We start from the raw sequence: 12,943 nt of genomic DNA, 5'->3' as shown, positions 1-12,943 counted from the left end.
TTTTTGCACATAATTTAGTAGTGCCTATACTACTACTTAACCAAAGAGCCGCTTGTCGGCTCTTTTTTTTGAATATAAGTTTGACTTTCTTTGACTTTTTGTTTGAATTTGTTTATCATGTGGGTAATACGGCAAGAGTAAAAATGAATACATTTGAAGAACCAATATCAAGGAGGTTTTCCACGTGAGTTATATTCCTATGGTAGTAGAACAGAGCAACCGCGGCGAGCGCGCTTATGACATCTATTCCCGCCTGCTGAAGGACCGCATCATTTTCCTTGGAACGGAGGTTAATGACGTGGTAGCCAATTCTATCATCGCACAAATGCTGTTCTTGGCTGCCGAAGATCCTGACAAGGACATTCACCTTTACGTGAATAGCCCAGGCGGTTCCATTACTGCAGGTATGGCTATTTTTGATACAATGCAGTACATTAAACCAGACGTTTCCACCATCTGTGTGGGTATGGCAGCTTCCATGGGAGCTTTCCTGCTAAACGCTGGCGCCAAAGGCAAACGCTTCGCACTGCCTAACAGCGAGATCATGATCCACCAGCCTCTGGGTGGTGCTCAAGGTCAAGCAACGGACATTGAAATCCGTGCCCGCCGCATCCTCAAATTGCGCGATAAGCTGAACCGTATTCTAGCAGAACGTACGGGTCAACCTCTAGAACGTATTGAGAAGGATACAGATCGCGACTACTTCATGACTGCTGCAGACGCGGCTGAATACGGTATCGTAGATAAAGTAATCGAGAAGACATTGCCTAGCGGTGTGTAAGCTATAAAGTAAAAATATAAAGAGGCTGTGCTCTATCCGTTATGGTTAGAGCACAGCCTCTTTATATTTTATAGAAGACCTAAATCCAATTAAGCCAGCCCGCCATAACCTAGCGCATCCAGCTTCTCGGCAATTACGCGATAACCCCGGCCATTCGGATGCAAATGATCAATGGATAACAGCCCTCTCTCATTTCCTGCGAACTCACTGTAAATCGAAGCAAATCCACATACTCGGCTGCTGTACTGTGCTGCGTATTGATTAAACTGCCTGACCCACTCTGTCGCACCAACCACCTGAGGATAGGGGTTATATAATCCCACAATTCTAATGATAAAAGGTCTACGCGTCCTCGCCTTCAATTGTATAAGGATATTCATAATTGCAGAGAAATTTTGTTTGCATTCCTGAAGCGATCTGCGCAGTTCTGCGGATAAGTTGCCTTGCTGTCTTGCTGCTGATTTGGCCGCGTGAATCAAATCATTACCACCGATAGACACAGTGATGATATCGGCTACTCGAACGGCCTCACGCATCATGGAATTTCCGCGCAGCCGCTGCTCCAGCTCTGAAGTAGTCATTCCGTTCACGCCTAAATTCGTAGAGGCTACAGTTGTCCGCAGTCTCCCTTCTGCCATTCTACGGTACACCGGTACAAAACCGTTACCTGGCAGAGCACCAAATCCAGTCGTCAAGGAATCGCCAATTGCAGTATATTGGTAACCCATAGCTCTCCCCCGTTCATAAACTAGTTACTCCCTTTAGCATATGAACAAGAGACAACTCTGGTAAGGGGGAGATGTCTTGTGCCGACATTAGCGGAGACGAAGCATTTCCATTTATTTTATGCCGGCAAACGGGCTACTGCCATCCGGCAAAAGCTCTTTGAAACTAAAAGTATACTCAGGGAAGCCTGCAGCATACGCTGTGTACTCATATAATTGGAAGAACAGAACAACCTTGTCGTCCTTCAGATAGAAATATTTCTCCGTATTCAATCCGTTGAATCCTCCCAAATAACTATCCTCTGCCTTCAGCAGCTTGCTCAGCTTTGCATTCAGCTGTTTTTTGTAGTTTGGATTAGCTCCAAACAGGTCGCCCAACAGTAGACGTTTACCATCCTTAAGCGAGAAGGTGAAGGCTTCACGGTTAGTCATTCCATGGGCGCCGCCCGTATCACTATACTGATGCATCACTATGCTGATCACACCATTCTGATTGTAGGTCACTACATAACCTGAATCATAGGTGTATTTGGGCTCTGCTCCATCTCGATCGGAGATATCCTGTTCTGCACCCGCCGCGAATTTCATAACACTTTCCTTCAAAGTATTATTAATAGCTTGTTGCGCACTGGAGTTGCCCAATCCACTGATCTTCGGATAATCAAGCTGAATAAAAGCTTCTGCCCGATCTTTAGCATAAGTTTCCGTGGTTACCGTCAGCGCGTTCTGCGGTCTGTTCACCACATTCAGCCTACTGGCGGCCCGACTCCAATCTACCTTATAACCCATATAATCATTTAACAATCCTGATGGAACATAGAGGCGATTATTAATTAACTTCCCTTCATACTCTCGAATGAAATAGTTATTCACCCACACAGAAGTACCGTAACTGGATAACATCAACTTAGCCTTGGTCGATCCTTTTCCAATCATGTACGCATTTTCCTTCTTATCATACACAAGCGGTAATCCCAACACATCTCGCATAAAAGCTAGGGGAATCCAGGCCTGTCCTTCCTTCAAAATACCTTCCTGCAACGAATTTATCCCGTTTGCCTTTAAAACGATACGCGATTCAATAGTTTTATTCTCCGTTTTACTAGCTGCTGCATAACCCGTTTCGCTGGGCAGCAGACCTCCACCAAACAATAAACCTGCTGACATCAGACCTATGCCCCATTTGCGTGCTGATTCTTTTGAAATAATATTCATCATCTTATTTTTCCTCTCCTTTCCAATTTATTAAACAGAATCGTAGAGAACTTACACAAAAAAGAGGCGCCCCCCACTATTACTAGTGGAAGATCACCTCTCCTCTCTGCATTCACCTTGTTCTGATACTATTTCAATTCATACATTACGCTCAGCTGAGTTGTAACTTTAACTACTCCGGGTTGCACGGATGTACTTGCACCAGCATCTGCTGCAGCCATATTCATTTTTAGATTCTGTTCAAAATAAACCGGAGTGATATCGCCATCATTTTGGCTGACCGTGATCACTTGACCCAAGCTGCGTTTAGCTGCCTTAGCAATAGCCCCTGCTTTAACATCTGCATTCGCCATCGCTTTTTCAATCACCTGAGCTTCAAATGCAGAAGTATCTTCCACAGAAAAACGTGCATTTCCGATATTATTCGCCCCTGCCGCAGATGCAGCGTCCAGCAATTCACCAACCTTGGTCAGATCTCTATAAGACACTAACAGCGTATGATTAGCGTTGTACCCCTTCACTTGCTGTCCTTCTTTTTCGCTGTAACTATAATTGGGTTGCACATAAAACTGCGTGCTTTGAATATCTTTATCTGCAATTTTCCAAGTATTCTTCAGTAAAGTCATAATCTTCTGAATTTTAGCGGCATTGGTCTTCTGCGCTTCTTGCGCAGTTGTGGCCGTAGTATCCACACCGATGGACAAGTATACAATATCCGGCTTGAGGGACAATTCGCCTTTACCTACTACACTAACGACATTTTTCTGCACTTCATCTGCATAAGCCTTTGCAGGACCTTGGAAAACACCACTCATGCTGATCCCTCCAATTAACAAACTCCCTACGATCATCACTGAACCAATTTTCTTCAATAAACCTTTCATATTTGCCAGCCCCTTTCATTTCTTGTGTTTTGTTATTATCCTCTAGACGAGTCATTTTGGTAAATGTTGCACGTTCTCCATCTATTTTTTGGTATTAAAAAAAAGCCCCGAAGGGCTTTTGGTCATGCGATAAATAAAGTCTTCCTAGCAGAAACGATGTTGTCTTCCTATTATTGGTTCTCAAGCTCTTCTTTGCTGACCAGACTTGTCAAAGCGTTTACAGCTTGATCGGCATCCGCACCGTCCGCGCTAATGTAAATCTCCGTGCCGGAACTGATAGCGAGGCTCATAATCCCCATAATACTTTTAGCATTTACTTTTTTATCATCTTTTTCCACGAAAATCTCCGACGAAAACTTGTTAGCTTCTTGCACAAACAATGCTGCCGGTCGGGCATGAAGCCCTGTCTTCAACCGAACAACTACCGGGTGCTTTGTCATGAAACGCTTACCCCCTAATTGAGTTCTCCCCAAAAGTTTCACATTAATTTTATATTATTATATCATTATAACGTAAACCACACTAGAAAAAAAGTAATTAGCCGCCTCGAACCTTGTCCGCCAGCTCATCAATCTTACGAAGCCGATGATTTACTCCCGACTTACTGACTGTACCTTTGAGCATTTCACCAACCTCCTTGAGGTTGATATCTGGATGCGCCATTCGAATTTCTGCTACTTCACGCAGTTTATCCGGCAAATTCTCCAGTCCCATTTCTCGCTGCAACAGCTTGATATTTTCAATCTGCCGCACCGCAGCACTTATTGTTTTGTTGAGATTTGCGGTCTCGCAGTTCACGATCCGATTCACGGAATTACGCATATCGCGCATAATTCTTACATCCTCAAATTTGAACAGCGCCTGATGCGCTCCAATCAAACTTAAGAATTCAATAATCTTCTCGCCTTCTTTAATGTAAAGAATGAACCCTTTTTTACGTTCAATACAGCGTGCGTTTAGGTGGAATTCCCCAGCCAGATCCACTAATGCTTTACAATGTTCCTCATACATCGAGGAAATCTCCAAATGGTAGGAGGAGCCTTCCGGATTATTAACCGATCCGCCAGCCAGAAAGGCACCGCGCAAATAAGCACGCTTGCAGCAGTTATTCCCAACAATCTCATCATCAATACCATCGGTAAAAATAAATCCTTCCGACACAATTCTAAGATCCTTTAGGATCTCTTGTACACGGTTTGGGATTCTGACGATATAGACGTTATTTTTCTTCAAACGCATTTTTTTACGCACGAGTAGCTCAATATGGACCTGGTAATATTTCTTAAGTAAAGAATATACCCGCCTTGCAATCGCGGCGTTCTCCGTCGAAATGTCGAGAATAACCTTTTTGCTTGAAAGCTGCACAGATCCATTCATACGGATAAGCGCTGACATTTCCGCCTTCTCGCAGCAGGGTTCACTCTCCACCATCGTCAGCTCTTTTTTGGTAAGGGCCGCAAAAGACAAGGGTCTCACCTCTTTCTTGATAAGTACTTCGTTCTCATCTATAAGTTATACCCTAGGGTTTCTGTTTATCCAATCCTGCACAAGCTGATAAATGTGATGACTAAGCTTATCGGTATCATGTCTCAAATAAGTTCGGAATAAAACCAGTTTATCGGCTATAACCTTGTATCCATTGCCATCCAGCGCTTCTTTATCAAGCTGCACCGGGCGCGCGCCCTTCTCGGCGTACTTCGTCTGGACCTGTTCCGGAATCTCACCGTCATTAACAATAACATAATCGAATAAATCGATCCCGATATGATCATATACAGCTTGAAGATGATCGCTGACGGTATAGTTATCCGTTTCACCCGGCTGAGTCATTACGTTGCAGACGAAAATTTTGATAGCATTCGAAGATACAACCGCTTCTGCCAGTTTCGGAACAAGCAGGTTAGGAAGAATACTCGTATACAGACTGCCAGGACCCAGCAGGATCGCGTCTGCATTCCGAATCGCCTCAAGCGCTTCGGGCAACGGTTCTACATCTGGCGGCTCCAAGGACACTCGTCTGATGATCCCGCCAGCTTCAGGGATTTTGGACTCCCCCGTGATAATCGTGCCGTCCGACATTTCTGCATGCAGGATTACAGCTTCACCGGCCGCAGGCAATACCCGGCCGCGAACAGCGAATAATCGACTGAGCTCCCGTACAGCTGTAACGAAATCGCCGGATATATCCGTGAGCGCAGCAAGAATCAAGTTGCCGAGACTATGACCAGCTAGTCCCTCACCCGTGTTGAAACGGTATCTCATAATCTCTGCCATGAGCGGCTCAACATCAGCCATAGCTGTCAATACGTTGCGGATGTCCCCAGGAGGAGGCATTTGCAGTTCACTGCGCAAAATACCTGAGCTTCCCCCATCATCGGCAACGGTAACAATAGCAGTAATATCTAATGGCTTCTCTTTTAAACCACGAAGCATAACAGATAACCCCGTGCCACCGCCCATAACGACGATACGTGGACGCTGTCTTTGTTCTTCAGCCACTATGACCCCTTCTCTCTAGTGCCGATCACGCTCGGAATCCCGATGACTAACGGTTACGGATTCCGTCTCGCTAACGCCCAGCATTTTACCCAAATACTCAGATATGGCTACGGAACGGTGTTTACCTCCCGTACAGCCAATGCCAATGATAATCTGGGACTTACCTTCTTTGCGATATTGCGGAATTAGAAAATGAAGCATATCGAGCAGTTTGGTCAGGAACACCTGTGTTTCAGGCCACTTCATTACATAATCGTAGACTTCACTGTCCTGGCCGGTTTTAGGCCGCAGATGGTCCACATAATGTGGGTTAGGCAAGAAGCGGACATCAAAGACAAGATCTGCATCAATAGGGATACCGTACTTAAATCCGAAGGATGTAATATTGACGGAAAGCGTACTTTTTCCTAGATGCGAAAACCGTGAAACGATCTTCTCCTTAAGCTGCACGGGCTTCATACTGCTGGTATCTAAACATAACGTAGCTGAATTTTTCAATTCTTCAAGCATTTTACGTTCTAGCTTGATACCATCAAGCGGCAGCCCCTTAGGTGCTAATGGATGATGACGTCGACTTTCCTTGTAACGCTGAACAAGTACTGAATCTGTAGCATCCAAAAACAAGATCTCACAGCCAATGGTTGACTCATCCTTGATATAGGCAAGAGACTCAGACAAAGCAGTGAAGAATTCTCGACCACGCAGGTCAATTACAAGGGCTACCTTGGCAATCTTACCCTTTGACTGTTCAATTAGCTCTGCGAACTTGGGAATCAGCACCGGTGGTAAATTATCGACACAGAAGAACCCTAGGTCTTCCAGACTCTGTACAGCAATTGTCTTCCCCGCACCTGACATTCCCGTAATAATAATCAGGGTGGCTCCAGCCGTTGGGGTATTGTCCAATTCGGTCATAAAAGCGTCCCCTCCCTAGATTTAGTATATGAATACTTCCCGTCTTTTAAGAACGCAGCAAAAGGCCGGCAGCCCCAACAATACCTGCGTCATTGCCAAGCTCAGCTGGAATAATCGAAACACCAGTTTGAAGTGGAGCCGGTGTCAATTTCGCAAACACACGACGAACCTCATCAAATAGAATATCTCCAGCCTTAGACACACCGCCGCCAACGATAAATACTTCAGGGTTAAGCACAGCCGCAACAGAAGCCATGGATTTACCCAGATAGTACGCTGCACGATTTACTATACGGATAGCTACTTCATCGCCAGCCTTAGCCGCATCAAAGACTTCTTTCGCAGCAATCTTCTCTACCATAGAGAGGGAAGTACGATCGCCACGAGCTACTGCATCATTAGCCATGCGGATAATACCTGTAGCGGAGGAAACGGTTTCCAGACAGCCCATGTTGCCACAGCCGCATTGAATAGCTTCCAGATCCGGCACTACTGTGATATGACCAAGCTCACCAGCTAATCCCGCAAAGCCTTGATAAATCTTTCCATTAATAATAATTCCGCCACCGACACCTGTTCCAAGCGTATAGCAGACACAGTTATCAACGCCACGTCCCGCACCACTCCAAGCTTCGCCCAGTGCAGCCACATTCGCATCATTGTCTATTTTGACAGGCTTGTTCCAACGATCTTCCAAAATGGAACGGATCGGCACATCTCTAAATCCTATGTTAGGCGCAAGGATGATGATTCCTTCACGAATATTTGTGAACCCGGCTACACCCGCTCCTACACCTGCAAGCTGATCCCAAGAGTACGGGGAATCCTCCACAATTTGGCGTACATACTTCTCGATATTATCGATAACAGTATCGACACCCTCTGCAGTTCCTGTAGGTCCCTCATAAGTATGAAGAAGGGTACCTTCAGCATTACAGATTCCAACCTTAATTGCAGTTCCACCCAAATCCACGCCAACGTAGATATTCTCAGACATGTAACAAGCCACCTTTTTTTATACTAAAATAGTTAATCCTAAGTACCAACTATAATAGAAGCCCTCTCTGTGGTCAAGGAAAGACAACACACCCGGGAATTCCTTATTTTAAGAGTATACTCTATTATATTCTAAAAAGACCCCCTTACGCCTAAGTAAGAGAGTCTTGTACCTATATTATTATCTGGAAAATAACCCAACGCACCGATTTATTCTGATAAAATGCGCTTTTGGCCCTCTAATGCTCGGATTGGAGCGATATTCTGTGTGAACTCTAGCGTGCCCATATATTGGCCTGACTCGTCTCGTACAGCGAAGTAACGGATGTAGATAAACTTATCCTTGATATTGATCCAGAAGTCTTCAGCATCCTTACGGCCTGCCTTAAAGTCTTCCAAAAGCTTCTCTACCACATGAACACTTTGCGGGGGATGACAGTTCTGTACTGTACGGCCGATAACCGCTTTAGTTCGGGCAAAGATACGTTCCTTCCCGTGTGAAAAATATCGGACAACATCATTCTCATCAATGAAGGTTAGATCTACAGGAAGATGGTTGAGTACGGTCTCCAGCTGATGCAGTGACAACAACCCTGTCTCAAAACGGATGAACCCGCCTTGCGGCGTAGCTCCTTCTGTTTCTTCCAGCACTGCGCCGTCCGGCTCAGCGGCCCGCTCAGGGATCCACTCCTGCTCCGGTGCGGTTAGGCAGAACCCGATCTCATCGCTCTCCCGGGCGATTTTGACCCATTCATCTTCCGTCAGTTTGTCCAGGGCCATGGGCAATAGAATATTTTCTTCCTTAAAGATCATTTCATTAACTTCCTTGATGATCTCCTCAAGCTGAATGCCTATTTCTGCTGCGTTTCCGCTATAAGTGCTGAGCGCAGCTTTTGCCTCTTTAATCATACGGCGGATATTATCATCCACTCCCCACATTACCTTGGTTGGGCCATAAATGCCGTATTTTTCGAGGTATGGGAACAGCAGATTTTCTTTTCGGCTATAGTGTTTATCAAGATCCAGCAGCAAGCTAAGATCCTCCAACAATTTGAAGATCAGTTCCTCACTATCATTCTTTTGAAACTTTGTTGCGTGCAGATCCATGCGGAAGTTAACAAGTTTTTCGATCTCACGATTCTCCAATTTGAAGGTGTGTACTGGATGGCCTGGCTGCTCCTCGGGCTGGGACGAGCGGTGAATTTGCTCAATAGAGCCTTTAAAAATGGCTGTATGCACCGAACAAAGACGTTGGACCTCGGATACCGGAATTCCTTCTTCGGTCATTAATGAATGCTCCATCGCGGAAATCTCCGCTACGGTAACATCACCCACAGCTTCGGCGAATCGCGCCTTAACCTCTTCTACACTTTTCCCTGCATGCAGCTCTTTAATAATCTCCTTAAGCATAGCCTGGCGACGAGTCTGTTCCGGCACATCAACTTCACGGTTGTTAATCAGTTCGCTCATATTAACACTCCTTTATTAAATAATCCCGAAACCATGACGTTCAAAAGTTTGCTTCACGTGCTCGAGATCCATTTTTTTCAGCTTAATTCCTTTGGATAAGGTCATGAAACGGCCAGCAGTCTGCAGCATGCCAGGCTTGGCAATATCCTTAAAGCCCAGCTCTACCATAATCTCGATGACCTCCGGATGCCGTGATACCATCTCGAATATAGATTCATCCAAACTCAGCACTTTTTCCATCTGACTCTTCTCCTTTATGTGAGAACTATTCTCAATAAAAGATTAGCACAGGCCGTACAGGACCATTGTGATTGCAATCACTAATTCAAAAGAAAGCAATTATCGTTCTTTTTAAGACGGATTATGTATGCTGTGAACCTAAAAAAACTGCCCCCTACGCTTAAAAAGCATAAGAGACAGCCTGATTTGTCATTAATTAATGATTTATTATAGCGTTACTCCTGTTTTGAATATGGAGATCTCACGGAAATTATTCTTTTCATTATTAACCCATTCACCGCTGGCCACCGCAATAATATAGTTTATGAAGCTGCGCAGGACCTCATCTGGAGAACCATCTTCCACCAAGACACCTGCATTAAAATCGATCCAATGACGTTTGCCTTCATACAATGGGGTATTGGTAGATACCTTCATCGTTGGCACGAATGTACCAAATGGTGTTCCCCGCCCGGTCGTAAAGATCACCAATTGGCAGCCAGCAGCAGCCAGTGCAGAGGAAGCCACAAGATCATTGCCAGGTGCGTTAAGGAGATTTAAGCCTTTATTAGTGATAAGCTCCCCGTACTTGAGGACATCCATAACTGTAGCGTTCCCCGATTTTTGAGTACAACCCAATGATTTATCCTCAAGCGTAGTAATTCCTCCGGCTTTATTCCCTGGAGAAGGGTTTTCATATACCGGCTGTTTATAGTCCATAAAATACTGCTTAAAGTCATTAATGAGATCGACAATTTTGTTAAAAATAGTTCCGTCCGCAGCACGTTCCATTAGAATTTTTTCGGCACCAAACATTTCAGGCACTTCTGTCAGTACAGTGGTCCCGCCTTGAGCAGCCATATAATCAGACAGACGTCCAAGGAGCGGATTCGCAGTAATACCGGATAACCCGTCGGAGCCTCCACATTTTAGACCGATCTTCAGCTCAGAGAGTGATACCTCTTCCCGTTGATCGCCTTGGACATTATTATAGATTTCCTTCAGCAGCTTCACGCCTTCTTCAATCTCATTCCCAACCTCCTGGGAGACAAGGAAACGCACACGATCCTCATCATAGCTGCCCAGCATGTCTTTAAAAATATGCAAATTGTTATTCTCACAGCCCAATCCGAGCACAAGCACGCCGCCCGCATTCGGATGTTTAACCGCGTTAGCCAGTATCGTACGTGTATTGTCATGATCATCGCCCAGCTGGGAGCAACCGTAGTTATGCTTAAGCACGAGCACGTTATCGAAAGGTGCGATATCTCCAACCTCTGCTTTGAAAATATTGATGATCTGCTCCGCCACTCCATTCACACAACCAACAGTAGGGACGATCCACAGCTCATTGCGGATACCTACAGATCCATCAAAGCGGCGATACCCCTTAAAGGTCAAATTCTCCGCTGCAAAAGGATTCGGCGTCAGCTTCTGCTCAAAGGTATATTCCTCTACCCCTGTTAGGTTTGTCTTAGTGTTATGGGTATGCACCCACTGCCCCGGCGCGATAGACGCTATAGCATGACCAATGGGGTAACCATATTTCAATACGTTTTCACCTTCGTTAATGCTGGACAGTGCAATTTTATGGCCTCTAGCGATATCTTCAGTAATTTTAATCTCTTTTGAACCAATCACAATGGTGTCGCCTGCTTTATAGTCTTTTAGTGCAACAGCGACATTATCAGCCTCATTAATCTGCAATACTTCTTTCATCGTCTTGATCATATCATTGTCACCTCCAGGGTATTAGTTGTGTGCCGGTCTCTTCACGAACGCTTTTAAGGCTTGCTTCATGCCATTTTTCTCAATCGCAACCAGTCCTTCTGTCACCTTGTCAGTAAGTCCAGCCACTTCATTCAGATCACAGCCCCAGCGATTGGTTGCGGCAAGTACTTCGACGGCCAGTGCGCGCAGCCCGGTGTCTGTGCCATCCCATCCTCCCCATAAGGAGGCGAACCATTCCAAAATATCCGCATCATCAGCCAGTTGAATGTTTTCTTCCCCTCTGCGTCCTCTATAGAAGGCAATTAATGCGCTCAATGAGAAGACAAGCTTTTCAGGCAATTGTCCTTTGGCCTCTACATATTGCAGTAAAGAAGGCAGATCTCTTGTCTTAAACTTCGATATAGAATTAAGGGAAATGCTCATCAAGTAATGCTGCACATAAGGGTTCAGGAATCTTTCTAATACCGCGTCTGCAAAAGAATTCAATTCTTCTGCCGGCAGATCCAGCGTTGGAATAATCTCATCATAGATTAAGGACTTCACGTACGCCCCAACCTCTTCGTGCTCAATGGCTTCAGCAACCGTATCAATACCGTACAAATACGCTACTGGTGTCATAGCTGTATGAGCTCCGTTTAAAATTCTCACTTTACGAGTGCGATAAGGGGCCATGTCATCCACCACCAGCACATTAAGACCTGCTAGTTCAGCCGGGAACTCCTTTTTAATCCACTGTGGCCCTTCAATCACCCAAAGATGGAATTGCTCGCCGACAACGACCAGCTTATCCTCATAACCCAGCTCTTCTGTAATCTCGGCAATGCTGTCTCTTGGATAACCGGGAACAATGCGGTCCACCAGACTGCAGCAGAAGGTATTAGCTTCATTCAACCAGTTCACAAAACCTTCTCCAAGATTCCACAGCTCAGCATATTTCAAAATAACCTTTTTGAGCTCATCACCATTCCGGTCAATCAGCTCGCATGGAATGATGATAAAACCTTTAGAAGCATCCCCATTAAAAGTTTGATAACGTTTGTACAATAAGGCCGTCAGCTTGCCTGGGAAACTACTCTGCGGCGTATCGGTTAACTTGTCGCCAGCTTCAAAAGCAATTCCCGCTTCAGTAGTATTAGACACGATAAAGCGCAGCTCAGGGTTCTCAGCCAGCTTCATATACTCCTCATGCTGTGAATAGGGATTAAGCGTCCGCGTAATACAATTAATTACCTCGTGTTCTTTTACAGCCGCTCCGTCTTTAATGCCTTGCAGATAAAGGGTATACAGCCCATCCTGATCATTCAGCATTTCTGCCAGTCCGTTAGCCAATGGCTGTACAACAACCACTCCACCATTGAAATCCGTTTTTTGATTCATGGTATGAATCTGCCAATCTACAAAGGCGCGCATGAAATTGCCTTCGCCAAATTGTAGAACCTTCTCAGGATACTGCTTGTAAGCTGTCCAATTATCACTATTTAATCTTTTCATATTAACGCCTCCTAATA

The 12,943-nt window shown here is 45.1% G+C and carries 13 protein-coding genes; 1 reads left to right on the top strand and 12 read right to left on the bottom strand.

All coding sequences use genetic code 11. The features are described from left to right. Window positions 1-184: 184 nt before the first annotated feature. Window positions 185-781: an ATP-dependent Clp endopeptidase proteolytic subunit ClpP gene (gene clpP / locus NSQ91_RS00905; RefSeq protein WP_036687113.1), complete on the top strand. Its 597-nt coding sequence runs from the start codon at window positions 185-187 to the stop codon at window positions 779-781. A gap of 89 nt (window positions 782-870) precedes the next feature. Here clpP and NSQ91_RS00900 read toward each other — a convergent pair whose 3' ends face one another. The 12 genes from NSQ91_RS00900 to NSQ91_RS00845 all read right to left on the bottom strand — a co-directional run bounded on the left by NSQ91_RS00900 (window position 871) and on the right by NSQ91_RS00845 (window position 12,926). After that, a complete protein-coding gene (locus tag NSQ91_RS00900) occupies window positions 871-1,509 on the bottom strand; it encodes a GDSL-type esterase/lipase family protein (protein ID WP_076186860.1) in 639 nt (212 codons plus the stop codon). A 111-nt stretch (window positions 1,510-1,620) separates the two neighbouring features. Then, window positions 1,621-2,724: a PdaC/SigV domain-containing protein gene (locus NSQ91_RS00895; RefSeq protein WP_340916116.1), complete on the bottom strand. Its 1,104-nt coding sequence runs from the start codon at window positions 2,722-2,724 to the stop codon at window positions 1,621-1,623. 125 nt (window positions 2,725-2,849) lie between these two features. Further along, a complete protein-coding gene (locus NSQ91_RS00890; protein WP_076126857.1) occupies window positions 2,850-3,605 on the bottom strand; it encodes an SIMPL domain-containing protein in 756 nt (251 codons plus the stop codon). Window positions 3,606-3,775: 170 nt separating this feature from the next. Beyond that, entirely contained in the window at window positions 3,776-4,045 is a 270-nt protein-coding gene (locus NSQ91_RS00885) for an HPr family phosphocarrier protein (protein WP_036687106.1), read from the bottom strand. Window positions 4,046-4,142: 97 nt separating this feature from the next. Beyond that, window positions 4,143-5,072, bottom strand: coding sequence for a DNA-binding protein WhiA (gene whiA, locus NSQ91_RS00880; RefSeq protein ID WP_036687104.1), 930 nt, complete (start codon window positions 5,070-5,072; stop codon window positions 4,143-4,145). Window positions 5,073-5,117: 45 nt separating this feature from the next. After that, on the bottom strand, window positions 5,118-6,065 hold the full coding sequence (locus NSQ91_RS00875; protein WP_169744815.1) for a gluconeogenesis factor YvcK family protein: 948 nt from the start codon (window positions 6,063-6,065) through the stop codon (window positions 5,118-5,120). Window positions 6,066-6,119: 54 nt separating this feature from the next. Next, complete coding sequence (gene rapZ / locus NSQ91_RS00870; RefSeq protein ID WP_076126855.1) at window positions 6,120-7,019, bottom strand: RNase adapter RapZ; 900 nt, start codon at window positions 7,017-7,019, stop codon at window positions 6,120-6,122. A 46-nt stretch (window positions 7,020-7,065) separates the two neighbouring features. Then, window positions 7,066-8,016, bottom strand: a complete 951-nt coding sequence (locus NSQ91_RS00865; RefSeq protein WP_036687097.1) for an ROK family glucokinase — start codon at window positions 8,014-8,016, stop codon at window positions 7,066-7,068. Between the two features lie 209 nt (window positions 8,017-8,225). After that, on the bottom strand, window positions 8,226-9,485 hold the full coding sequence (locus tag NSQ91_RS00860; RefSeq protein ID WP_076126854.1) for a DUF438 domain-containing protein: 1,260 nt from the start codon (window positions 9,483-9,485) through the stop codon (window positions 8,226-8,228). Between the two features lie 15 nt (window positions 9,486-9,500). After that, window positions 9,501-9,725, bottom strand: a complete 225-nt coding sequence (locus tag NSQ91_RS00855) for a DUF1858 domain-containing protein (RefSeq protein WP_076126852.1) — start codon at window positions 9,723-9,725, stop codon at window positions 9,501-9,503. Window positions 9,726-9,932: 207 nt separating this feature from the next. After that, complete coding sequence (locus tag NSQ91_RS00850) at window positions 9,933-11,423, bottom strand: UxaA family hydrolase (protein ID WP_340921370.1); 1,491 nt, start codon at window positions 11,421-11,423, stop codon at window positions 9,933-9,935. Window positions 11,424-11,456: 33 nt separating this feature from the next. Further along, a complete protein-coding gene (locus NSQ91_RS00845) occupies window positions 11,457-12,926 on the bottom strand; it encodes a tagaturonate reductase (protein ID WP_076126850.1) in 1,470 nt (489 codons plus the stop codon). Window positions 12,927-12,943: the final 17 nt, after the last annotated feature.

The organism is Paenibacillus sp. FSL R7-0048 (assembly GCF_038004505.1).
GTDB lineage: Bacteria > Bacillota > Bacilli > Paenibacillales > Paenibacillaceae > Paenibacillus_AQ > Paenibacillus_AQ odorifer.
The sequence above is the reverse complement of the archived record's forward strand: the minus strand, read 5'-3'. Positions and strand labels throughout refer to the sequence as shown.

Coding starts and splice junctions, on each gene's coding strand:
- NSQ91_RS00900 (WP_076186860.1), bottom strand. CDS start 1,509: ATGGGTTACCAATATACTGCAATTGGCGATTCCTTGACGACTGGATTT.
- NSQ91_RS00895 (WP_340916116.1), bottom strand. CDS start 2,724: ATGATGAATATTATTTCAAAAGAATCAGCACGCAAATGGGGCATAGGT.
- NSQ91_RS00890 (WP_076126857.1), bottom strand. CDS start 3,605: ATGAAAGGTTTATTGAAGAAAATTGGTTCAGTGATGATCGTAGGGAGT.
- NSQ91_RS00885 (WP_036687106.1), bottom strand. CDS start 4,045: ATGACAAAGCACCCGGTAGTTGTTCGGTTGAAGACAGGGCTTCATGCC.
- NSQ91_RS00875 (WP_169744815.1), bottom strand. CDS start 6,065: ATGGGCGGTGGCACGGGGTTATCTGTTATGCTTCGTGGTTTAAAAGAG.
- rapZ (WP_076126855.1), bottom strand. CDS start 7,019: ATGACCGAATTGGACAATACCCCAACGGCTGGAGCCACCCTGATTATT.
- NSQ91_RS00865 (WP_036687097.1), bottom strand. CDS start 8,016: ATGTCTGAGAATATCTACGTTGGCGTGGATTTGGGTGGAACTGCAATT.
- NSQ91_RS00860 (WP_076126854.1), bottom strand. CDS start 9,485: ATGAGCGAACTGATTAACAACCGTGAAGTTGATGTGCCGGAACAGACT.
- NSQ91_RS00855 (WP_076126852.1), bottom strand. CDS start 9,725: ATGGAAAAAGTGCTGAGTTTGGATGAATCTATATTCGAGATGGTATCA.
- NSQ91_RS00850 (WP_340921370.1), bottom strand. CDS start 11,423: ATGAAAGAAGTATTGCAGATTAATGAGGCTGATAATGTCGCTGTTGCA.
- NSQ91_RS00845 (WP_076126850.1), bottom strand. CDS start 12,926: ATGAAAAGATTAAATAGTGATAATTGGACAGCTTACAAGCAGTATCCT.